Annotated in this window: 15 protein-coding genes, 2 tRNA genes and 3 rRNA genes; 11 read left to right on the forward strand and 9 right to left on the reverse strand. The window is 46.7% G+C overall.

The genetic code is table 11. From position 1 onward, the window contains the following. Positions 1-4: 4 nt before the first annotated feature. Positions 5-916, reverse strand: a complete 912-nt coding sequence (locus AC2T0J_RS10785; RefSeq protein ID WP_489810134.1) for a TIGR03899 family protein — start codon at positions 914-916, stop codon at positions 5-7. Positions 917-1,044: 128 nt separating this feature from the next. On the opposite strand from AC2T0J_RS10785, the gene AC2T0J_RS10790 reads away from it, so the two are divergent. Both AC2T0J_RS10790 and AC2T0J_RS10795 read left to right on the forward strand, forming a co-directional pair. Next, positions 1,045-3,276, forward strand: a complete 2,232-nt coding sequence (locus AC2T0J_RS10790) for a bifunctional diguanylate cyclase/phosphodiesterase (protein ID WP_489810135.1) — start codon at positions 1,045-1,047, stop codon at positions 3,274-3,276. Between the two features lie 131 nt (positions 3,277-3,407). Then, positions 3,408-3,716 (forward strand): pyridine nucleotide transhydrogenase, encoded by a 309-nt coding sequence (locus tag AC2T0J_RS10795; protein ID WP_489810136.1) that lies wholly within the window; start codon positions 3,408-3,410, stop codon positions 3,714-3,716. A 68-nt stretch (positions 3,717-3,784) separates the two neighbouring features. Here AC2T0J_RS10795 and sthA read toward each other — a convergent pair whose 3' ends face one another. The 4 genes from sthA to AC2T0J_RS10815 form a co-directional block, all read right to left on the reverse strand. After that, complete coding sequence (sthA, locus tag AC2T0J_RS10800) at positions 3,785-5,212, reverse strand: Si-specific NAD(P)(+) transhydrogenase (RefSeq protein WP_489810137.1); 1,428 nt, start codon at positions 5,210-5,212, stop codon at positions 3,785-3,787. Between the two features lie 121 nt (positions 5,213-5,333). Further along, positions 5,334-7,196, reverse strand: a complete 1,863-nt coding sequence (locus tag AC2T0J_RS10805; protein WP_489810138.1) for a sensor histidine kinase — start codon at positions 7,194-7,196, stop codon at positions 5,334-5,336. A 21-nt stretch (positions 7,197-7,217) separates the two neighbouring features. Continuing rightward, positions 7,218-9,449 (reverse strand): EAL domain-containing protein, encoded by a 2,232-nt coding sequence (locus AC2T0J_RS10810; protein WP_489810139.1) that lies wholly within the window; start codon positions 9,447-9,449, stop codon positions 7,218-7,220. A gap of 191 nt (positions 9,450-9,640) precedes the next feature. Continuing rightward, positions 9,641-10,768: an acyl-CoA desaturase gene (locus AC2T0J_RS10815; RefSeq protein WP_489810140.1), complete on the reverse strand. Its 1,128-nt coding sequence runs from the start codon at positions 10,766-10,768 to the stop codon at positions 9,641-9,643. Positions 10,769-10,888: 120 nt separating this feature from the next. Here AC2T0J_RS10815 and fabR point away from each other — a divergent pair, with 120 nt between their 5' ends. Continuing rightward, positions 10,889-11,506, forward strand: coding sequence for an HTH-type transcriptional repressor FabR (gene fabR / locus AC2T0J_RS10820; RefSeq protein ID WP_489810141.1), 618 nt, complete (start codon positions 10,889-10,891; stop codon positions 11,504-11,506). Between the two features lie 5 nt (positions 11,507-11,511). On the opposite strand, the gene trmA is transcribed toward fabR, so the two are convergent. Then, positions 11,512-12,612 carry a tRNA (uridine(54)-C5)-methyltransferase TrmA gene (gene trmA / locus AC2T0J_RS10825; protein ID WP_489810142.1) on the reverse strand — a complete coding sequence of 367 codons (1,101 nt, stop codon included), beginning with the start codon at positions 12,610-12,612 and terminating at the stop codon, positions 11,512-11,514. Between the two features lie 146 nt (positions 12,613-12,758). Between trmA and AC2T0J_RS10830 the strand changes: the two genes are divergently transcribed. Next, on the forward strand, positions 12,759-14,003 hold the full coding sequence (locus AC2T0J_RS10830; protein WP_489810143.1) for a DUF5610 domain-containing protein: 1,245 nt from the start codon (positions 12,759-12,761) through the stop codon (positions 14,001-14,003). A 34-nt stretch (positions 14,004-14,037) separates the two neighbouring features. Here the strand turns inward: AC2T0J_RS10830 and AC2T0J_RS10835 are convergent, their stop codons facing one another. Continuing rightward, positions 14,038-14,526: an RNA recognition motif domain-containing protein gene (locus tag AC2T0J_RS10835; RefSeq protein WP_489810144.1), complete on the reverse strand. Its 489-nt coding sequence runs from the start codon at positions 14,524-14,526 to the stop codon at positions 14,038-14,040. 505 nt (positions 14,527-15,031) lie between these two features. Between AC2T0J_RS10835 and AC2T0J_RS10840 the strand changes: the two genes are divergently transcribed. The 6 genes from AC2T0J_RS10840 (at position 15,032) to AC2T0J_RS10865 (ending at position 21,830) form a co-directional block, all read left to right on the forward strand. Beyond that, positions 15,032-16,565, forward strand: a 16S ribosomal RNA gene (locus AC2T0J_RS10840). Positions 16,566-16,782: 217 nt separating this feature from the next. Next, a tRNA-Ile gene (locus AC2T0J_RS10845) sits at positions 16,783-16,859 on the forward strand. 101 nt (positions 16,860-16,960) lie between these two features. Next, positions 16,961-17,036 (forward strand) — tRNA-Ala (locus AC2T0J_RS10850). Between the two features lie 622 nt (positions 17,037-17,658). Further along, positions 17,659-20,527 (forward strand): 23S ribosomal RNA (locus tag AC2T0J_RS10855). 215 nt (positions 20,528-20,742) lie between these two features. Next, positions 20,743-20,858 (forward strand): 5S ribosomal RNA (rrf, locus tag AC2T0J_RS10860). The 16S, 23S and 5S rRNA genes sit together here with 2 tRNA genes alongside, the layout of an rRNA operon. A gap of 396 nt (positions 20,859-21,254) precedes the next feature. Continuing rightward, positions 21,255-21,830, forward strand: a complete 576-nt coding sequence (locus AC2T0J_RS10865; RefSeq protein WP_489810145.1) for a chorismate--pyruvate lyase family protein — start codon at positions 21,255-21,257, stop codon at positions 21,828-21,830. On the opposite strand, the gene AC2T0J_RS10870 is transcribed toward AC2T0J_RS10865, so the two are convergent. Beyond that, entirely contained in the window at positions 21,827-22,399 is a 573-nt protein-coding gene (locus AC2T0J_RS10870) for a D-sedoheptulose-7-phosphate isomerase (RefSeq protein ID WP_489810146.1), read from the reverse strand. The two genes, AC2T0J_RS10865 and AC2T0J_RS10870, sit on opposite strands and share 4 nt — an antisense overlap. A gap of 106 nt (positions 22,400-22,505) precedes the next feature. Between AC2T0J_RS10870 and AC2T0J_RS10875 the strand changes: the two genes are divergently transcribed. Then, positions 22,506-23,069: a D-glycero-alpha-D-manno-heptose-1,7-bisphosphate 7-phosphatase gene (locus AC2T0J_RS10875; protein WP_489810147.1), complete on the forward strand. Its 564-nt coding sequence runs from the start codon at positions 22,506-22,508 to the stop codon at positions 23,067-23,069. A 57-nt stretch (positions 23,070-23,126) separates the two neighbouring features. Here AC2T0J_RS10875 and AC2T0J_RS10880 read toward each other — a convergent pair whose 3' ends face one another. Next, positions 23,127-23,660, reverse strand: coding sequence for an outer membrane beta-barrel protein (locus AC2T0J_RS10880; protein WP_489810148.1), 534 nt, complete (start codon positions 23,658-23,660; stop codon positions 23,127-23,129). Positions 23,661-23,750: the final 90 nt, after the last annotated feature.

Below are 23,750 nucleotides of genomic sequence, written 5' to 3' on the forward strand. Positions count from 1 at the left end.
TTGTTTACTCCACAATGAAATGTGGAGTAAACAGCGATTTAATATGTGCAGTAAACGCCTCTGATTGCTGTTTTGCCAGCAAGCGTGCCAACTCACTGCCTACCGAAGTAAACTTATAATACGTTATCAGCAACTGCTTGCTTCGCGCTTCTAACGTCAGGTTTTCGGTCGAAAACTTTAGGGCCATGGATACGCCCTTGTCCAGTAAACCAGTCTCAATCTCTGTAGAATACAATAACTTCATACTGCCCAACGCAAGAATATCGGTGTACGAAAGTCCAAACTGTGCGAGTTGAGTTTGTGCAGAGGGTGCCGTAAACAGTGTATTGAGCAATCCGGGTTGTTGATGGAATCCGGTAATGATTATGGGCGCCGGATCGCTGTTGCGCCGACAGGCCAACTGGCACGCCCGACTAAATAAGCCTGCATCCCGCTGGGTCAGTTTGGTTAGCGTTTCCAGACTGCGTAACGAAAAGCTACCAGGCCGCTGAACCTCCACCGCAAGAATTTTTCCCCACAACTCCTGCATGGTAGGTGAATAAATGTTTTCAGCCATGGAAATAAACGAGTGAAACCAGTCCGGGTCGACCTGTTCCTGTGACTGATCGCCGGTGGATACAGATAAGGCTACCGACATGATTTTTTGCAAGTTTTTCAGGCGCTTTTGTTCCCGTAAACGTTGATACTGGGCCAGTTGCCGGGAAGGGTGAGTGGAGTAGTCCAGCGCCGACTGCTCGATACCGATAGAGGAGAACCAGTGAGTTATGCGGTGTTGAGTTGAGCTACTATGCTGCGTAGAGCGGCGTTTGGCGGATGACGTTTCTTCACTGACAGACTTTGGGACTTTACGTTCCTTACCGGTAGCACCGGTAGCGCTGGTCCATTGTGTGGCTGAGGTGTGTGTGGGTATTTTCATCTCATAACATTAGCCGTAAACCCATAACTAAAAATACCCTGTTTCGACTTTAGTGTATAGGAAGTTTACTATGCAAAGCTCTATATTAGGGGTAGGATACTGATAATATTGGTCACAACGTACACAAGATGTCTGCGGAATACGATAACGATGAGCTGGTATTTCTTGATGAAGACACCCATCAGGAATTAGAACAGAGCAACAAACGGGAATGGAATATCTTGATCGTTGATGATGATGAAGAAATCCATACAGTAACCCGCTTCGCTTTATCCGACCTTGAAGTTCACGATCGCACGTTAAACTTTCTTCATGCCTATTCCGGCAAAGAAGCCAAAGCCATACTCGATGAATACGGTAGCAGCATTGCTATCATCCTGCTTGATGTGGTGATGGAAACAGATGATGCCGGCCTGAATGTGGTGCGTTATCTTCGTGAAACGCTGAACCACCATGAGCCGCGTATTATACTGCGCACTGGCCAGCCAGGTTTTGCCCCTGAAGAAGAGGTAATTAAAACCTACGATATTAATGACTACAAAACTAAAACAGAGCTGACTCGGGCAAAATTGCTCACTACGGTCATTTCTTCGGTTCGGTCATATCAGCAAATTCTGACCATTAATCAAAGCCGGATTGGTTTGCAGAAAATCATCCACTCAGTGTCCAATCTGTTGGAAGAGCATTCTATTAAAGGGTTTTGTGAGGGAATCGTTACCCAAATCAGTTCGATGGTAGGGCTGGAAGCGGAAGGTATTGTGTGTGCCCGGGCGGGTTCGGTGCTCGATCGCGATGATGATGGCGTTTACGTACTCGGCGCTGCTGGCGATTACGCCACCTACATAAATGAACGCATCGAGTCATTGCATAATGCGCTGATAGTTGAGCATGTCGGCCGCTGTTTACGTCTTAAGAAGCATATTTTTGACGCCGGTGTATCCGTGCTTTACTTAAATAGCTCGGGCTTTGAAGCGGCTGTTTATTTAAATCTGCACAGCGAGATCAGTGAGTTGGATAAGCAACTGCTGGAAGTGTTCCTGTCTAGTATCTCAGTCGGGTATGAAAACGTTTATCTGTTTCATGAGTTGCGTAACGCCGCCTTCAGAGACTGGCTAACACGGCTGCCCAACCGTAACGAGTTTATTAATATTCTCGATCACTCAAAAAACTACCATACCCAGGAACAGCTCTGCGCGGCGTTAATTGATATAAACCAGTTTTCAGATATCAACGACGGATTGGGACAGGAAGCCGGCAACGATCTTCTTAAAGCCGTGGCGCAACGGCTACACAACTGCTTTGGTGAAGAAGTTAAGAAAAGTCGTATTGCTGCCGACGTATTTGGCCTGTTTGGCAAATCTGAAGAGATCACCCCGGCGCTCATTAATCAGGCTTTTCAGCAACCCTTTAGTGCTGGTGATAACACCATGCCACTGAATGTCACCATTGGCTTGTGTTTGCTGGGGCGTAAGCCGGAAGCGGGTGTGGATATACTTAAACGAACCAACATTGCGCTTAACCGGGCAAAGAAAATCCCCACCACTAACTTTGAGTATTTTGCCCCTGAAATTGAAGAGCAAACCACTTGGCGATTGCATATGATCCGCCGTTTGCGAAACGACTTTACGGCCCGCAAACTGGAACTCTGGTTTCAGCCTCAGGTAGATATCTCTAGCGAAAGAGTCATTGGTATGGAAGGCTTATTGCGCTGGCCCGACGGCAACGGCGGCTTTATTTCACCAGCTGAGTTTGTGCCGCTGGCTGAGTACTCAGGGCTTATTGTTGATATTGGTTACTGGGTGGTTGAAGAGTCATGCAAACGGCTTCAGGAACTCGCTTTACTCGGTTATCCGAATCTCAGGGTTGCGGTAAATGTGTCTATTCCACAGTTTCGTGATCCGCAGTTTGTTAAGAGTATAAAACGCTTAATCACAGAGTCCGGGATAAGTCCTAGTTTACTTGAATTGGAGATTACAGAGAGTGTGGTAATGGATGAGCCGCAGATAGTCATCGATGCGCTCACTGACCTCAAACAGTTTGGTGTGACTATCGCTATCGACGACTTTGGTACCGGCTTTTCGTCTATGAGCTACCTGCAAAAGCTACCCTTGGATCGACTTAAGGTAGACCGCTCCTTTGTCGCCGAAATCCGTCCTGGCGAAACGGCCTTCATTGCCGAAACCATCGTTACCCTGGGCAGTAAACTCGGCCTTACCACCATTGCAGAGGGTATCGAAAAGCGTGAACAGGCCAGTTTTATGATTAAGCTCGGCTGTGATGAAGCCCAGGGATATTTGTTTGGTCGGCCTATGCCATTTCCGAGCCTGGTTGAGTTTTTGGCTGCGAAAAGCGCAAACTAACCAGAAATGAGATTCTTTTGATTTGTTACCGTCTATGTCATATTACTGTCATAAAGCTGTGATTTTGCAATTTGCTAATTGGACAAAAATACAGTACAGTAAACATATCGTTAACAAAAGGAGATAATCTCATGCGTAAAGTTGTATTAGCATCACTGTTGCTTGCTGGAGCTAGTGTGGCGCATGCTGACACCGGTAACGATAAAGCATTTTCTTGTATGGACGCTAAGACGTTTGAAATTAATAGTACATGTATGGTTGATACAATCAGCAACAACATGAACTTCCAGGCTGCTCAACAAAGTATTGTTGAAACTGCTGATACCAACAGCAGCAAGTATGCGATGGCAACTATGACTTTTAATGTCGAAGAAATGACTATCGATATCGTCGCTCACAGAGATGCACTGTTAGTGCGTAACGCCACCGAGCAAAAATAGCTTTCAGCATCGACTGAATAAAAAAACCGGAGTTTATCTCCGGTTTTTTTCGTTTCAGGCGTTAATATTTAGTCGCTAAAGACCCGGTTTAAACCATTGAGTGCGGCCACCCGATAGGCTTCCGCCATGGTGGGGTAGTTAAACGTGGTATTAATAAAATATTCAATGGAATTGCCACTGCCCTGTTGCTGCATAATCGCCTGACCGATATGAACAATCTCCGAAGCACGCTCACCAAAGCAATGGATACCCAGTACTTCTTTGGTTTCACGATGAAAGAGAATTTTTAAACTCCCGACCTGAGTAGACGCAATCTGCGCTCTGGCCAAGTGTTTAAACTGGGCACGGCCCACTTCATAAGGGACCTTAAGTTGCGTGAGTTCCTGTTCATTTTTACCCACAGAACTAATTTCCGGGATAGTGTAGATTCCTGTCGGAATATCTTCTACCAACTGGGCATTAGCATTACCGTGCAACATAGCTTCAGCCGCGAAACGACCCTGGTTATATGCGGCTGAGGCCAGACTGGGATAGCCAATAACATCACCGATGGCATAAATGTTATCTACCTCGGTCTGATAGTTATGATTTACTCTAAGCTGACCGCGAGAATCGGCTTTCAAGCCGATATTTTCCAGCTTGAGCATGTCGGTGTTACCGGTTCGGCCGTTAGCAAAAAGCAAGCAGTCGGCACGCATCCGTTTGCCGGATTCAAGGTTTAAGATAACCGAGTCTTCTCTGCCTTCAACTGAGCTGTAGGTTTCGGTATGACGGATCACAACGCCGTTATTCCATAAATGATAGCTCAGGGCGTCAGAAATCTCGGCATCAAGGAAAGACAACAGCCGATCACGCATATTCACCAGATCAACTTTTACGCCCAATCCCCGGAATATCGACGCATATTCAGTACCAATAACCCCTGCACCATAAATAATAATGGATTGCGGCTCATGATCGAGATTCAAAATCGTATCAGAGTTATAAATTCTCGGATGATTAAAATCGATGTCCTTTGGACAATACGGACGAGAACCCGTGGCGATAGCGGTTTTTTCGCCGGTGATAATTTCTTTGGAACCGTCGTTACGGGTGATTTCAACCGTGTGAGCATCAATAAAACTGGCTTCACCATGAATTAGCGTGACTCTGTTGCGATCATAAAAGGTTGAACGAAGCCGGGTCTGACTGCGGATCACGCCGCTGGCATGCTTCATGATGTCTGAAAAGGTGAGACTACGGGATACATGATTATCAGCGAATAATGGCGTGTTGTTATATTCAATCAAACGACTCACCGAATGCCGCAACGCTTTAGATGGGATGGTTCCCCAGTGAGTACAGCCACCACCCACTGCGTGATATTTTTCGATTACTGCGACTCGCTTGCCAGCTTTGGCCAGCTGCATGGCAGCACCTTCACCACCAGGACCGGTACCAATCACGATCGCGTCAAATTGATAGTTGGGTTTAGCTGTTTTCTTTTTGGTTGTCATAATTATGCGCTGTTCAACTTGCGTTAACTGAATAAGTGGGAGATATCAAAATTATAGTAGCAAAAAATACTGATATGTTTAGGATTTTCTGACTGCCTGCGGCAACGATTAATTCCTCGTTTCAGATAAAGGGGTTCTCCGCTTTTTTATCCTTGGCTAATTTATTTGTCAGTTTTCGCGCCGAGCGAAAAATCAGTTTGAAAGTTGTCCCCTTGCCTGGCGTTGATTCTACCCGAATATCGCCGGAAAAAGCCTGTTGTATCCAGACTTGCGCCATGTGCAGCCCCAGCCCGGTGTGTTCATGATGCCTTTTAGACGTGACAAAGGGTTCGAAAATGTGGGCTAACTCTTCTGCTGCGATACCTTTACCGTTATCACGGATCATAACGATAATATCGTTGCCATGCTTTTCGCAGCTTATTCCTATGCAGGCGCCCGCCATGTTATCAAAAGCATGATCGATGGCATTGTTAATAATAATTTGTACAATCTGACTAAATGCGCCGGCATAACCGGTAAGGGTTATATGGTTGGGGAGCCTGGTGTCCAGTCGAATGTTGTGTTTGTTCAACAGTCCGTGGATAGACTTGCAGAGATCATCAAGGTGCTGAGAGACATTAAAGGTATTGAGTTCATTATTGGCTCGTTCAAAGGTGAGGCGTTTAAAGCTCTGGATCAATTCGATTGCCCGTTGATTATTGCGTTTCGCTTGTTGTAAGGATTTACCGGACTGCTCAAGGTAGTTGTCGAATGCCGATTTGGTCAGACCGGTATTCTTATTCTCAATCAAGTTTTCCAGTAAAGATGCCTGACTGGAGAGTGCGAGTTGGGTAGCTCCTACAGGCGTATTAAGCTCGTGGGCAAGACCTGCGACCATGATGCTTAATGATGACAGCTTTTTGGTCTCAGCCAGTTCGTTGATAAGTGAAGACTGACGTTCCAGCGTGTTTTTCAGGGTGTCCCGTTCTTTCTCCAATTTAACACTTAGCGTATTCACTTCCCTGAGGTAACGGGAATACAAAGTTAGCAAAACCAAACCGGCAATAGCGGTAGCAAGGGCGAATAACGTGCCGTGCAACAGCGCTCGCTCCTTCAGAGTACTCAGTGCAAATGGGGCTGTTCGACTAATCACTACAATGTCTTGTAAACCGCCTTCGTTGTTATAAAGCGATTTAATGCGCTGTGCAGCATAAAGCTGATTGTTAATCTCAGCGCCTTGAGCAACACCATCATCTTCAATTAAATGCACCAATTCAGGAAGGTCTGTTGCGATATCAGAAGGCTCCGCGTTGAGATCGCTGCGCCATTCATGGCTCTTATCCGGGTGCACTATCCAGCGGTCTTCACCGGCGGCTACCAATACACGGATATCATTCTTGCTGAGAGCAGCCACTTCCTCCAGTAATGAGCGTAAATCAAAGTTAATGACCAGCAGACCGTCTCCCATACTCGCTAAACTGGCTTTGATTACTCCCCGCAGTGTAGGCTGAAATGGTTGCTCTACCACGCCTTGTTCTACATTAAGATCAATTTGAGAGATAAACACGTCATCGCTGGCCAGGGTAAGCCCAGCTTCAACGTAATAGCGGTTTAACTTGTTTTGTAATTCTTCGGTAGGCACAGCTACTACGTCATTGTTGACGGATTTATTCAACCGCACTTGTTCGAAGCCTTGTAGATTAATCCAACGTACCTGTAACGAATCGCTGTACAACTTGAACATGGAGATCATTGCCTGTTCAAGCTCAGTTCTCGTTGGCTGAAGTAACTCGAGCTCATGACGAAATAGTCGAATCTGCGTTTCTACCAGACTTACCCTGGAGTTCAGGAGTAGTGCGGCGTGATCGATAAGTGCGCCCTGGCGAATTTCATAGGGATACTTTAGTTCGTTGAAGCGATCAACGTAGGATAAGCGAAATACCAGTGCGCACATCAGAACAATGAAAAACAACCATAGGTATCGCCAACGAGCCGGTATATGCAATGTGCTTCTCTCTGTTTCAGTTTAGGTTTGATCCATCCAGCGTAACAGTTCATCGATGGGCATGGGTTTGGCAAAATAATAGCCTTGGGCATGCTGATAGCCATTCTCCATAAGCAGTTGGCGCTGCTCTTCGGTTTCCACGCCTTCTGCAATCAGTTTAAAGGCAAAGCGTTCTGCTAGTCGGGCTATCATCTGAATAATATGCAGGGTTTTATCCTTATTTTCAGCAGACAGATCGTTAACGAATTTTTGGTCCAGTTTAATGGTAGTGGCGGCTAAATCTGCAAGCTGAGATAGCGAGGAGTAACCGGTACCAAAGTCATCAATGCTCACGCCAACCCCTTTTTCCATAAAAGAGCGCAGAATGGGGTTGATAATGGCGTAGTCTTCCGTTGCCTGGGTTTCGGTAACTTCGATATCCAATAACGAAGCATCGATTTCATGCTCATCAATACACCGGTTAATTTCGTTAAATATAATCGGGCTGACAATATCACTGTTAGCCAGATTAAATGAAACCGGTAGTGCGTACCCCTCATGGTGTAAACGTTGAATCGCTTCAATGGTTTTAGCCAACACCATCTCCGATATTTCAAGGCTTAAACCCGACGCCTCAGCAATAGGAATAAACTCTGACGGCGGGCACAGCTTGTTGTCATCTATTCGCCAGCGCAGTAAGGCTTCAAAGCCGACCGGTTTTCCGGTGGCCAGATGAACCTTGGGTTGCAACACCAGGAAAAACGTTTCCCGGGTAGTTAAGGCCGACTTCAATGCGGTAAGAATTCGCATGCGGTTAGCGAGGTGTTGAATCATGGCATGGTCGAAGTGATAGATGGGCGTACCAGCCTGATAGGCTTTGGCCAGTGCATTATTGGCCAGCACCAGTATCTCAGAGAGTCTTAAAGACTGGCTGTCTTTAAAATCCATTATGCCTACCTGAAACTGAAGCTGAATGTCGAGCTCATCCATTTCAATAGTGGCTTGTCGAATTTGCGCAAGCTTGTCCTCAGAGGGCTTGTTGTCTAGTGTGAAAACCAGAGCAACGGTTTCTTCATCCCAGACGGCCAGTAAGTAATGGTTGTTGAGTTGTTTTTTGATAAAGTCACAAAACACCTTGAACATTTTGGTGGCATATTCACTTCCGGCTACCATTTCTGCGGTGTCGTAGTTCAGTAAGCGGAACAATACCAGTGAGCTGTTGTTAAGGTGATAGGAAGATTGTTGGTTTAATTCTCTTACCAACCAGTTGCGATTATGAATGCCGGTTGGCGTGTCAAGATAGGCTAACTGACTCAGCTTGCTCATTAGAGCCTGATTAATAAAACCGGAGCTAATGTTTTCTGCAAACACTTGTAAAAGATTAAGCTGGTTTTTATCAAGTGGGTTAGGAGAGTCCACCAACATAAGATATTGCTTGTTATCGTGCTCACTGGTGTCGAAAAACAGCAGTGAAAAATCCTTCTCGAAAATGTGCTGTTGAGTTTGCCAGGCATCGAAGATTGCTTTTTCGACCAACGCTTTTCTGTTTTTCTCATAAACAGTAAAGACTGATTCAAGGCGGGCATTGATAAACTCCCTGAAGTGGCTGCTGGTAGCCACGATAGGAGCCAATTGCAAACTTTCTATGCCCGACTTAACGATACAAACAATACCACCGGTGTTAGGGACGTTAAGTATTCTGGCTATTTCTTCTAACACCGTATGGGAAAATTCTGTAGTATCCTGCTTGGCGGTGAGCGACCGCGAGGCATCAACGATCATTTGTAAACCACGCCGTGCGATCTTGAGTTCCTGAGACATTTGCCAGGTTCTCAGGTTGCTTACTACCACACTTTTGAGCTTATCAGCGCTTAGATCGGTTTTATTCCAGTATTCCGAAATATTGTATTCGTTAATGGCCTTGTCGTGAGGTTTTACACCGGGCTGGCCGGTAAGCACAATAATTCTGACCAGGTCGTCGCCAATAATATTGCGGATTGTATCAATAAGGTAAAAGCCCGCATCGTCTGTTTCCATCACGATATCCAGCAGGATCAGGCTGATGTCCTGGCGTTTAGATAATATTGTTGCCGCAGATGCCGCTGATGACGCGCGCAGAAGCTCAATGGAGCGGCCTTCAAAGGTGACTTCCTGTAAGGCCATCTCCAGTACATCCTGGTAAGGTTGATTATCTTCTACACTGAGAACCACCCAACTTTTTTGTGATGTGTCGGCAATATCTTCCTCTGCGCTAAACTCAAACAGCTCGTTCATTCACACTCCCTCATCTCCTGCCAGAATTCATAGCCGGTGGTGTTTTGCGTCGAAATAAGTTTTGGGGTACAGGAGTAAGTTTCGTCGAAGTTTGAGAAATATCAAGTCAGGATGACAGAGGTAAGCGGAAAGTATACTGTGCAGAAAATTGTGGTGGGCAGTCACCCACCACGGAAAAATCGGGTAAGGGATTAGCTAAAGGAAAATTCCATCTGACTAAGCTTGAGCCATTTTTCTTTTTGTAGCAGCAATGATTGCTTAAGCTCTTTATATTTAAAGTCCAGTTCCAGCCGCTCCATGCTCTTTAACAGGTGATTCTTGCGTAACGTCATAATACGCTTTTTAGTGGTGTAGTAGTCAGTCATCTTCTGCATCAGTACATCATACTCGTGCTGCAGTTTTTGCATTACCTCTTCTGCATTCGGCAATTTAGACACTTTTTGGCTGGCATATTTTAACTGCATGGCCAAACGCGCTTTCTCTATGCGCTCTTCGGGGCAGGTGCGCAGGTTTTTGGTTAAGCCTATATAGGAAAGCCCCTTAATCAACCACTTGGTTGGGTCGTATTGATACCACCTAATGCCGTTACGATAATCGTACTCAAAAATGTGGTGGTAATTATGATACCCCTCACCAAATGTGAATAACGCGATTATTCCGTTGTCCCGTGCGGTATTGGTATCGGTGTAAGGACGGCTGCCCCAAATATGCGCAAGGGAGTTGATAAAGAAAGTCACATGGTGAACCATGACCAGGCGGAATACGCCTGCAATCAGAATCATGCTCAGAATGTCGCCATTGATCCAGCCAAGTAATGCAGTGATACCAAGGTTTGCCGCTAATACGATAGCCAGATAGTGATTGTGTTGCCACATAACCACTTTGTCTTTCAGCAGGTCTTTACAGTTGCTGTAATCGTTGTAGCGGTGTGACTGATACTCGCGCAGCATCCAGCCCATATGTGAAAACCAGAAACCTTTTTTGGCTGAGTAGGGGTCTTTGTCGTTTACATCAACATGGCGATGGTGCACCCGGTGATCTGAGGACCAGTGTAAAATACTGTTTTGCAGTGCCATGGCGCCGCCAATGGCAAGGAAGACTTTTACGACAGGGTGAGCCTCATAAGTTTTATGCGCCCACAAACGGTGATAACCGGCAGTAATAGACATGCCAGTGACGAAAAACAGTACAATAGTGGTGATTATTTCAGTGGTATCAAATCCATGTGAGAAAGCCCATAACGGAGCTCCTACAAATGCGATAAGTCCGGTCACCACAAAGACCAGCACATTAGTAATGATTAGACGTGGCTTATTCATTTATTTCTATCTCAGCTTACAACTGTACGCTAATTTAGCTTTAAAAGAGGTGTTTCGCAAGGGAAATACCGTTAAGATTAGTCTTAAGAATAAGCCATAGGTATCAGTCGGGGACAGTCGTTGAGCCGTCAGGAACAAAAACAAAAAACCAGACAAAATATAATAGCTGGTGCGTTTCAACTACTTAATGAAAATCGCACCCTGTCGGCGATTAGTTTGCGTGAAGTCGCTCGGGAAGCCGGTATAGCCCCCACTTCTTTTTATCGACACTTCAAGGATATGGACGAACTGGGTTTAACCCTGGTTGACGAAGCCGGACTAGCGCTACGCCAGTTAATGCGTCAGGCCCGGCGGCGGATTGCTTCCGGTGGTGGCGTTATTGATACGTCGGTGGATACCTTTATGGAGTTTATTTCTGCCAACAGTAACGTTTTTCGTTTGTTACTGCGAGAGCATACCGGCACTTCGGCTGCTTACCGACTGGCAGTGTCCCGTGAAATCCAGCACTTCACCGACGAACTGAGTGACTACATCATTGAGCAACTGCGTATTCCCCATGATATTGCCGTGTTACAGGCCGAAAGCATGGTACGCCTGGTGTTCAGTGCCGGCGCGGATGCCCTGGAGGCAGACACGATTCTCAAAAATGACATCAGTGACAGGCTAAAGCGCCAATTACGGTTTATCCAGTTGGGCAGCCTTGCCTATTGGCAAACGATGCCCGACACGCAAGCATAAAAAATCTAGGTTTTGCGAGTCAGCCACACTCCTGACTCCATGTGGTCAGTGAAGGGAAACTGGTCAAACAGTGCGGCTCGGCTTACTTTATGAGTTGCCGACAGTGCGTCGAGGTTAGCAACCAGCGTGTGCGGGTTACAGGATATATAAATAATGTTATCAAACTGACTAATCATTTGTGTGGTGGCTGGATCCAACCCCGCTCGAGGCGGATCAACCAGCACCGTATTAAACTGTCGTTCAGCCAACTCAATGCCTTTTAGCCGTTCAAACTGACGTTTACCGGCCAGTGCTTCAACAAACTCTTCGGCAGACAGCCGGGCAATCTGTACATTATCAAGCTGGTTTACCGCAATATTATATTGCGCCGCTTCCACCGAAGGCTTTGCTATTTCGGTGCCTACCACATGATTAAAGTGCGCGGCCAGCGGAATGGAAAAATTCCCCGCGCCGCAATACAGCTCCAGCAGATCGCCGGTTAACCCCTGGCTTTGCGCAATGGCCCATTCAATCATATGGGTATTCACGTAGGCGTTAGGTTGCGTAAAGCTGTTTTCGATATGTTTAAACCGGTACGTTTTGCCGTCGGCAGGCAGCTTCTCGATAACAAAGTCGTCACCCAGGATCACTTTTTGTTTGCGTGCACGACCGATAACGCTGACCTTAAACTCTTTGTTCAACTCGGTGCGCAGTGCTTCGGCTTGCGCTTGCCATTCTTCATCTAACTGGCGATGGTAAAGCAGGCTGATCACACACTCCTGCGATAACCCGCTCAGGAAATCGACCTGAAACAACTTTTTGCGGAGCACAGCATTGGGCTTTACCAGCTCAATAATACGCGGCATTAACGCATTGATGGTTTCTGAAGCCGCCGGGAACTCGTCGACCCGGTAGGGGGTTTTGGTCTCTTTATTGAACATGATGTAATAAAGATCATCACCATCATGCCATACGCGGAATTCAGCGCGCATGCGGTAATGCTGCTCAGGCGACGGGTAAACATCCAGGGTTTGCTTATAAAAAGGGTCCAGCAGTGACGATAAGGTGTCGACTTTAGCCTGAAGCTGGTCCTGATAGGTGATAGTAGTTGTTGGTGCTGTGCTCATTTTGTTCCCCGTACCGCATTTGCTGCGGCATTGTAGAGACTTTTCAAAAAACTTCCAATGTAGCGGCGCTACGTTAATTATGTATTAAAATTAAACAATCCTCATTAACTGCCGATAACTATAGTGAGGTGTGAGAGGATTAAATTATGAGTGTGGATTCAATTCCTGCTGCAAAAGGCAGCCAGGCGACTGTTGAAAAGCCTGACGTTGCCCTTAAAAAGCAGCTTCAACAAGAAGGCTTGCGGCAGGCACGCGAGTTTCAACAAAGTAGCCAGGCAACACAAGTGACTTTGTCACAAACCCGGGTGGGCAGTACCGTTCTGGTGAGCTCTCTCGAACAGGAAGTTGTATTAAATGAAAGGCGTTTCGATAACCGGCGGTTCGACAAAGCTGAGGAGAACAAGTCTGCCTTTGACTTTGAGAAAGTAGCGGCCAATGTTCTGAAGTTTGTCGGCGGTGTTGTGCGTGGCGCGGCAAAGAGTGGTGCAGATGAAGCACAGCTAACCGATTTAATTAGTCAGGCCCGGTCCGGAGTAGCCAAGGGTATTGCTATGGCAGAAAAAGACCTGGCCGGGTTTATGAATCCGGAAATCACCGATGGTATTCGTAACAGTAAAGAAGCCATTGGCGAAGGTATCGATAACATCGAAAAAGAAGTCTTATCGCCATTTCGCGGTACCATGGAAGTTGGCGCAACGCTATCTGCTCAGCATGCCCAGTCGCAGTCGGGTGGGCTCAAGATAACCACTAAAGACGGTGACGAGGTAGAAATAAACTTCGGTCAGTCACGTCACTATCAGTATAGTGCCCGTGAGCGGATAACGTCATCAGGCAATAGCGATGCGGATCCTAATGCATCTGCTGCACCGCAAAGTGATGTTGTTGCGCAGCGTTCGCTGAATGTACAGTTCTCTGAATACCGGGGTATTAGCTTTTCTGTGCAGGGGGAGCTTGACGATGATGAACTCGGTGCTATTTCTGATTTGGTGAAGCAAATTACCGATGTCAGCAAGTCATTCTTTAAGGGGGATTTGGATACTGCGCTGGATAAAGCCCTTGATCTGGGGTATGACGAAAAAGAGCTGGCGGGTTTTGCATTAAAGCTTAACAGCCGTGAAATCGTTAGCGAGAAAATCTCAGCGTATAAAGAAGTCAGTGATGGTGATTCATCAGAGCTCAAAAAGTACATGCGCCCTATTAAAGAGTATATGGATGAGCTGAAGTCGTTAAATCAGCTACTCGATACAACTTTAAAAGAGGGGGAAGGCTATAAGGAGTTAGTAACCGGCGTTATTAACCAGATGAAAGAGGTTCATGTTCCGGATGTGCTTTCGGCAATAAACCGCTTTCATTTGTTTAACGGGCGCATCAACGCACTTAAAGCAGAATGAAAAAGGCCCCGTGATAGGGGCCTGCTTATTTGGACTAATCGGTGACTTTGTCTTTCGCCGGTCGAACTTTTAAAGTGCGGTCCTGAAATACCGAATCATTAAACTGACCAATAATGGCCTCAACATCACCGTCGATGACTTCTATAAAACCATATCCTTTACGCTTACCGGTTTTCTTGTCTTTCATTAACCGTACCGATTGAATACGGATATGGTCTTCAAAGTAAGCTTTCACTGCTGCTTCATTTGCTTTGTACGGAAGGTTACCAACATATAATGTAGAAACGTTATCTGACGAAGAATCGGAGACAGGGTTTGTGGTGGGGGCAGGCCCCTGAGAATGACTCTGATTATTGGTTCCTATAAAAGAAGCAATCCAAGGCGTCACAATACCACTAATTAATAAAGACAACGCAACCACTGTTGGCGCTTGACCATCAAATGAAACCTGATGAGTAATTACAAATCCTAAAACAGCCAGAACAAGACTGACTAAAAAACACTGCATTAAGCTGACTTTCATAATGCTACCTTAATAATTGTTATGGGAAGAACGGGTCGGCTTTTTAAATTTTACTCATTTATAACAAAATGAACAATATTGATTCACATATATAGACAAAAGAATAACTCTCAGTATAGCTTTTGCTGTAAAAATAGACGCTTAAGCCTGATTTTCATAAAAACGCATTAAAAAAACAAAAAAGGGGTTGACGAAAAACCTCTGATGCGTAGAATGCGCCCCACTTCGACGGGGAACGTCACACGGGACACGAAGAAGGCGTTATGGAAGGTAAAGTAAGCCTTTAATAACGGTTTTCACCGAAAACAACTTGCGAAATTAAATTTCAAAAAGATGTTGACACTGAAAACCAAAAGCGTATTATACGCATCCCGCTTCGGCAGGTTCTTAAAGAGCGCTGAAGCAGCAAGCAGAGCTTGCATTGTTCTTTAACAATTTATAACAAGACAATCTGTGTGGGCACTCATTAAGAGTGTCAACAACGACAATTCAAAATTTCGATATTTAATTGAAGAGTTTGATCATGGCTCAGATTGAACGCTGGCGGCAGGCCTAACACATGCAAGTCGAACGGTAACAGGATTAGCTTGCTAATCGCTGACGAGTGGCGGACGGGTGAGTAATGCTTGGGAACTTGCCTTCAGGAGGGGGATAACAGTTGGAAACGACTGCTAATACCGCATAATGTCTCCGGACCAAAGCGGGCTTTTAGCTCGCACCTGAAGAGAGGCCCAAGTGAGATTAGCTAGTTGGTAAGGTAAAGGCTTACCAAGGCAACGATCTCTAGCTGTTCTGAGAGGAAGATCAGCCACACTGGGACTGAGACACGGCCCAGACTCCTACGGGAGGCAGCAGTGGGGAATATTGCACAATGGGGGAAACCCTGATGCAGCCATGCCGCGTGTGTGAAGAAGGCCTTCGGGTTGTAAAGCACTTTCAGTTGTGAGGAAAGGTTGGTAGTTAATACCTGCCAGCTGTGACGTTAACAACAGAAGAAGCACCGGCTAACTCCGTGCCAGCAGCCGCGGTAATACGGAGGGTGCGAGCGTTAATCGGAATTACTGGGCGTAAAGCGCACGCAGGCGGTTTGTTAAGCTAGATGTGAAAGCCCCGGGCTCAACCTGGGATGGTCATTTAGAACTGGCAGACTAGAGTCTTGGAGAGGGGAGTGGAATTCCAGGTGTAGCGGTGAAATGCGTAGATATCTGGAGGAACATCAGTGGCGAAGGCGGCTCCCTGGCCAAAGACTGACGCTCATGTGCGAAAGTGTGGGTAGCGAACAGGATTAGATACCCTGGTAGTCCACACCGTAAACGCTGTCTACTAGCTGTTTGTGGATTTAATCCGTGAGTAGCGAAGCTAACGCGCTAAGTAGACCGCCTGGGGAGTACGGCCGCAAGGTTAAAACTCAAATGAATTGACGGGGGCCCGCACAAGCGGTGGAGCATGTGGTTTAATTCGATGCAACGCGAAGAACCTTACCTACACTTGACATGCAGAGAACTTTCCAGAGATGGATTGGTGCCTTCGGGAACTCTGACACAGGTGCTGCATGGCTGTCGTCAGCTCGTGTCGTGAGATGTTGGGTTAAGTCCCGCAACGAGCGCAACCCTTGTCCTTAGTTGCCAGCATTTAGTTGGGCACTTTAAGGAGACTGCCGGTGACAAACCGGAGGAAGGTGGGGACGACGTCAAGTCATCATGGCCCTTACGTGTAGGGCTACACACGTGCTACAATGGCAAGTACAGAGGGAAGCGAGACAGTGATGTGGAGCGGACCCCTTAAAGCTTGTCGTAGTCCGGATTGGAGTCTGCAACTCGACTCCATGAAGTCGGAATCGCTAGTAATCGCAGGTCAGCATACTGCGGTGAATACGTTCCCGGGCCTTGTACACACCGCCCGTCACACCATGGGAGTGGGATGCAAAAGAAGTAGTTAGTCTAACCTTCGGGAGGACGATTACCACTTTGTGTTTCATGACTGGGGTGAAGTCGTAACAAGGTAACCCTAGGGGAACCTGGGGTTGGATCACCTCCTTACGTAAAGTCGTTGGACGACTTAATGTAGTGCCTACACAGATTGTTTTGTTATAGAAAGTAAAGAACACCAAAGGTAGTACTCACCTAAAACAGAGTATTGCGTAGCGGATTTGTTGTTCAGGCAACGCCGCGAGGAATTTGACGCAGGGAACAATCGTCTGATTGTGACCAAGCAAATTCCGGAGCAAGGCCGCATGAGCGACAAAGACCAAGCAATAGGCTTGTAGCTCAGCTGGTTAGAGCGCACCCCTGATAAGGGTGAGGTCGGCAGTTCAAGTCTGCCCAAGCCTACCATTTCTTCCTTATGCTTTGTTATCGCAAACCTCACGTGCTGAAGCACGCTTCGGTTGACGATGCCGCGCCTAAGAAAGAAAACACCGAGAAGTAACTTTCTTGGGGCTATAGCTCAGCTGGGAGAGCGCCTGATTTGCATTCAGGAGGTCAGCAGTTCGATCCTGCTTAGCTCCACCACTTCTAAGCGCATTTGATATTGAGTGCGTTTAGAAGTGGTTTAAGACCACGATATGTTCTTTAACAATTTGGAAAGCTGATATTAGTAATCAATCAATATTGAGTAACTGAGAGAATAAGCAGTAAGTTTAGTTTACACAACTGAGCGTACTGTGAGTCCTCCTTGCGCAAAAGTTTCCATCAACGCTAACGCAATGATGAAAATTTTGCACGAACTACTCTCTACTTGACATACGGTGTAGCAAGAAAGATGAGTTTACACTCTTGAGTGTACTGTTCGTCCTCCTTGCGCAAAAGTCGCCATCTTCGATGACGATTTTGCACCAAATTGATTAGACAGTCATGCATACAACAGAGATTCAATTCTCACCTGACTCCGGATAAAAAGGCGGAGGTAGGCGCAACGCAGTCCATCCTTTTAGCGTGTCGCACGCTTTGGGTTGAGTTGTAACGGCTATGGACACTTATGAGTCATGTCAATAAGTGGAAATAGCGACGATTGAGGTTCTGGGTAAGCGGCTACGACGAGTGAGCGAAGGCGTGTGTGAATAACACATAACTGAGCGAACGAGGACGTAACGCGCAACACAGGTTCTCAAGCGGAAGCTATTTAGGGTTGTATGGTTAAGTGACTAAGCGTATACGGTGGATGCCTTGGCAAATAGAGGCGATGAAGGACGTGTAAGTCTGCGAAAAGCTGTGGTGAGCTGACAAAACGCATTTGAGCCACAGATGTCCGAATGGGGAAACCCACCTGTTTACAGGTATCTGCAACTGAATACATAGGTTGTAGAGGCAAACGAGGGGAACTGAAACATCTAAGTACCCTTAGGAAAAGAAATCAACCGAGATTCCCTTAGTAGCGGCGAGCGAACGGGGAGCAGCCGATAAATAAAGTTGTAGTGGAACCTTCTGGAAAGTTGGACGGTACAGGGTGATAGTCCCGTACATGAAGCGGCTTTGTTTACATATTAAGTAGGTCGGAACACGTGTTATTCTGACTGAAGATGGGGGGACCATCCTCCAAGGCTAAATACTCCTATTTGACCGATAGTGAACCAGTACCGCGAGGGAAAGGCGAAAAGAACCCCTGTGAGGGGAGTGAAATAGAACCTGAAACCGTATACGTACAAGCAGTGGGAGCCTTTAGGGGTGACTGCGTACCTTTTGTATAATGGGTCAGCGACTTATATTTAGTAGCAAGGTTAACCATGTAGGGGAGCCGTAGCGAAAGCGAGTGTTAACTGCGCGTCTAGTTGCTAGGTATAGACCCGAAACCCGGTGATCTAGCCATGGGCAGGTTGAAGGTTGAGTAACATCAACTGGAGGACCGAACCCACTAACGTTGAAAAGTTAGGGGATGACTTGTGGCTGGGGGTGAAAGGCCAATCAAACCGGGAGATAGCTGGTTCTCCCCGAAATCTATTTAGGTAGAGCCTCGGACGAATTCCATTGGGGGTAGAGCACTGTTAAGGCTAGGGGGTCATCCCGACTTACCAACCCTTTGCAAACTCCGAATACCAATGAGAACTATCCGGGAGACACACGGCGGGTGCTAACGTCCGTCGTGAAGAGGGAAACAACCCAGACCGCCAGCTAAGGTCCCAAAATATTGCTAAGTGGGAAACGATGTGGGAAGGCCCAGACAGCTAGGAGGTTGGCTTAGAAGCAGCCACCCTTTAAAGAAAGCGTAATAGCTCACTAGTCGAGTCGGCCTGCGCGGAAGATGTAACGGGGCTAAGCAATATACCGAAGCTGCGGCAGCATGTTTACATGCTGGGTAGGGGAGCGTTCTGTAAGCCGTTGAAGGTGAACTGTGAAGTTTGCTGGAGGTATCAGAAGTGCGAATGCTGACATGAGTAACGATAATGCGGGTGAAAAACCCGCACGCCGGAAGACCAAGGTTTCCTGTCCCATGCTAATCAGGGCAGGGTAAGTCGGCCCCTAAGGCGAGGCAGAGATGCGTAGTCGATGGGAAACGGGTTAATATTCCCGTACTTATATAATCAGTGATGGAGGGACGGAGAAGGCTAAGCAAGCTTGGCGTTGGTTGTCCAAGTGAAAGCGAGTAGGCTGGAATTTTAGGTAAATCCGGAATTCTAAGGCTGAGACGCGAGACGAGCCACCAAGGTGGTGAAGTTGTTGATGCCCTGCTTCCAGGAAAAGCTTCTAAACGTATGATTATGTAAACCGTACCCCAAACCGACACAGGTGGTCAGGTAGAGAATACTAAGGCGCTTGAGAGAACTCGGGTAAAGGAACTCGGCAAAATTGTACCGTAACTTCGGGAGAAGGTACGCCCCTGATTGTGATAGGACTTGCTCCTTAAGCGGTCGGGGGCCGCAGTGACCAGGTGGCTGGGACTGTTTATTAAAAACACAGCACTCTGCAAACTCGAAAGAGGACGTATAGGGTGTGACACCTGCCCGGTGCCGGAAGGTTAATTGATGGGGTTAGCTTAGGCGAAGCTCTTGATCGAAGCCCCGGTAAACGGCGGCCGTAACTATAACGGTCCTAAGGTAGCGAAATTCCTTGTCGGGTAAGTTCCGACCTGCACGAATGGTGTAACCATGGCCACGCTGTCTCTACCCGAGACTCAGTGAAATTGAAATCGCAGTGAAGATGCTGTGTACCCGCACCTAGACGGAAAGACCCCGTGAACCTTTACTACAGCTTGGCACTGAACATTGAACCTACTTGTGTAGGATAGGTGGGAGGCTTCGAAGCAGAGACGCTAGTTTCTGTGGAGCCGTCCTTGAAATACCACCCTGGTATGTTTGATGTTCTAACTTAGGTCCCTTATCGGGATTGAGGACAGTGTCTGGTGGGTAGTTTGACTGGGGCGGTCTCCTCCCAAATAGTAACGGAGGAGCACGAAGGTTAGCTAATCACGGTCGGACATCGTGAGGTTAGTGCAATGGCATAAGCTAGCTTAACTGCGAGACAGACACGTCGAGCAGGTACGAAAGTAGGTCATAGTGATCCGGTGGTTCTGTATGGAAGGGCCATCGCTCAACGGATAAAAGGTACTCCGGGGATAACAGGCTGATACCGCCCAAGAGTTCATATCGACGGCGGTGTTTGGCACCTCGATGTCGGCTCATCACATCCTGGGGCTGAAGTCGGTCCCAAGGGTATGGCTGTTCGCCATTTAAAGTGGTACGCGAGCTGGGTTTAGAACGTCGTGAGACAGTTCGGTCCCTATCTGGTGTGGGCGTTGGATGATTGAGGGGAGCTGCTCCTAGTACGAGAGGACCGGAGTGGACGAACCGCTGGTGTTCGGGTTGTTTTGCCAAAGGCATTGCCCGGTAGCCAAGTTCGGAATCGATAACCGCTGAAAGCATCTAAGCGGGAAGCGAGCCCCAAGATGAGTCATCCCTGCACGTAAGTGCTGGAAGGGTTGTTATAGACTATGACGTTGATAGGCAGGGTGTGGAAGCGTTGCAAGGCGTTAAGCTAACCTGTACTAATTGCCCGAGAGGCTTAACCATACAACGCCTAAATGGCTTTACATTTAGAAGTTGATGGAATGGCTGACTAATTAAGTCAAAGAGAGTAGTGACGTTACTCAACAGATTGAATACGTATCAGATTCCAAAGTTGTTAAGATTTTAAAGTAAGGTTGACTTGACTCGCTGCAGAGCGTAAGTCGAGTCCTCCTTGCGCAAAAGAAATTGCTACGCAGTATTTTTTGCACCAAGTTTTGCCTGGCGGCAATAGCGACGTGGTCCCACCTGACTCCATTCCGAACTCAGAAGTGAAACACGTTAGCGTCGATGGTAGTGTGGGGTCTCCCCATGTGAGAGTAGAACACCGCCAGGCTCCCATTCTAAGAAAAAGGGCTATCCATGTGGATGGCCCTTTTTTGCATCTGGCGTTTAATAAAACGTAATCACAGCTTTCAACCTCATCAGGATAGCCCTTTTACTTAGAAAGCACTAAGGTGCTCTATCTCGATGCTCGTCCGCGGCTGAGCCGGGCCTTCAGTCTTCGCCAGAGGCGAAGCCGCTCCGAACGGCGCAAGCAAAACGGTTTGCTTGCTTGAAACCGTTCTCCGCCGGTGATTGCCCTAGCCTCATGTGAGAGAGAAATAGAAAAAAGTAGAACATAGTCCGTGCCGGCTATGGGATTAAGTATCTGTTTTGTTTTATTCGCTCATCTCATATTCAGTCTATTAGTGTTAGACTCCCATTTAATACATAAAGTAAAGATAAGCGCGTGATCAGAAAGCATTTTAAAACAAAGGGATTTATTGAAGGGGGAACGGTTACCAATCACCGTGGTGAAGAAGTTGACCTCTCCAAATTGCCTCCTTTCTTACGAACGTTATTAGTAACGGATGGAACAGTCACCAAAAGCCTTGAAGCGTATTATTGGGAACCTGTAATTGTTGTAAGTATTACGCAGGATTTGGTTGATCTACCAGCAAGGGAAACGGTGTTTGATACATCTTTACATAACCAGTATTTGCACAGAGAAATTAAGTTGGTTGGGCAGAACACCAATAGAGTTTATGCTACTGCTGATTCATACATTTGTTTGGATAAGCTGCCTTCTTCTGCGGCGCAACGACTCATTGCCAATCAAATTGGTATTGGTGAGCTACTTAGAGATGAGGGGCTTGAGTCTTATCGTGAGATCTTTGATTTTGGGCTCAATATTCAACATATTGCAGACGATAAACAACCGCAATCAGTTGCTTACCGTACCTACGTGATCAATATCAATGGTGCTAACGCGATAGAAATAGCAGAGTATTTCCCAGTCAATTGTTATCGCCTAGCTATAGATTAGTTAAAATACAGCTCTTCTACTGCACCACAGAGGATGTGGCCAAGCATAATGTGGCACTCCTGTATGCGAGCAGTATTCGAAGAGGGCATGCGCAGCGTACTGCACATATCTGCCATCTTGCCGGCCCCCTGACCGGTCCATCCCCATGTTTTGATGCCTTTCGCATTCGCTACCTTCACAGCTTGAACTATATTTTTGCTATTACCACTGGTTGATATGGCGATAAAAATGTCCTTGTCCTGACCAATACTTTCTAACTCTCTTGAAAATACATATTCATAGCCATAGTCATTGCCAATTGCGCTTAGCGTTGAACTGTTAGTCCCCAAAGCAACAGAAGCCAATGATGAACGTTCTCGCTCAAACCGTGCAGTAAACTCGGCAGACAAATGCTGGGCATCGGCAAAACTTCCCCCGTTACCACAAAAGATAATTTTACCGCCACTTTTTAAAGATGAGATACAAGCTTCTATTAGTGTCTGTAATTCTGAGAGCAGTGCCTCGTCCTGGATAACCAGTTCTTTAACGGTAATGGCGTCGCGTATTTTTGATTTTATTTGAGTTAGCATAGAGATCAATTTCAATTTATAAAAACTTGGAATATTATAACGTTAATTGTGACTTTATGCGTAATCCAGTTAATCCGCACATTCTGAAACCAACGGAACATTCAATATGCCAAAGCCAATGCATAAAGCATTTTTCCTCGACAGGGATGGTGTAATAAACATTGATCATGGCTATGTATGCGAGCCCGAGAGTTTTGAGTTTGCGTCCGGTGTGTTTGAGGCCTGTAAACGTATAGTGGATGAAGGTTATGCCATTATTGTTGTCACTAATCAGGCGGGTATTGGGCGTGGATACTATACCGAGGCTCAGTTTGCTGAATTAACCCGTTGGATGTGTCAGCAATTTGAAGAGCACCATATCACTATTACCGATGTCAGACATTGCCCACATCATGCCACTCATGGGCAGGGCGCTTATCTGAAAGAGTGTACTTTTCGCAAACCCAATCCGGGGATGATTATCGCTGCCGCTGAAAAACACGGAATTGATGTGACAAAATCCGTGCTGGTAGGTGACAAGATGTCCGATATTCAGGCCGGGCAAAGTGCGGGTGTGTCGCACCTTTATTTGGTTGACTCGGATTATAAGCCTGACGGTACGGCTACTGGCTACTCGCGCTGTACTGACCTGAAGGACGCTGTGAGCGCTTTCTTTGCGAGTAAACGCTAGTTAATTATGACATTGCTCTGTCGGACACCGACAGAGCAATGTCCGATCTCACGCGGATTAGAAGCTGAAACTAAAACCTGCCATCAGTGCGTTAGTACCGCTATATGACTCGTAACGAAACTCAGCTGCCGCTGCATCACTGATTTTATAACCAATACCACCGCCGATACCTGAGTCCCAGTCACCTTCTGATTCGGTGTAGCCTTCATATTTAACGCCAATGCGCGCGTAGGCATAAGAAGGGGCAATAAACGCATAAAACTGTTTGTTGAAATCATATTGAGCACGCACTGATAGTGCGGCAAATAATTCCAGCTCAATGTCGAGCTCTGAGCCGTAGATGAAATCGATGCTGTCATCCAGCAGACCGGTACCAAGACGCACGTCTGGTAAGATACTAAACTGGTCACTCACCGGATAGCTGTAGTTAACGTGTCCAACTACACCGCCTAATGAAATCGTTTCATTGGAATAGAGATCGATATCTTCAGACAGATTGAAATAGGAGATACCTGCATTCCATTGGTTTTCTGCTGCAAACGCAGTATGGCTGCAAAGTAGTATTGCCGAAGCAACGAGTACTTTTTTCATTTTAAAGTCCTTTTTTGGGGATTCTTCTTCACTTAAGCGTAATTTCAACATCACCTGATATCATCAGTCAATCACGCCGACGCCAGATTA

The sequence above is a fragment of the Alteromonas sp. ISO5 genome (assembly GCF_058105165.1).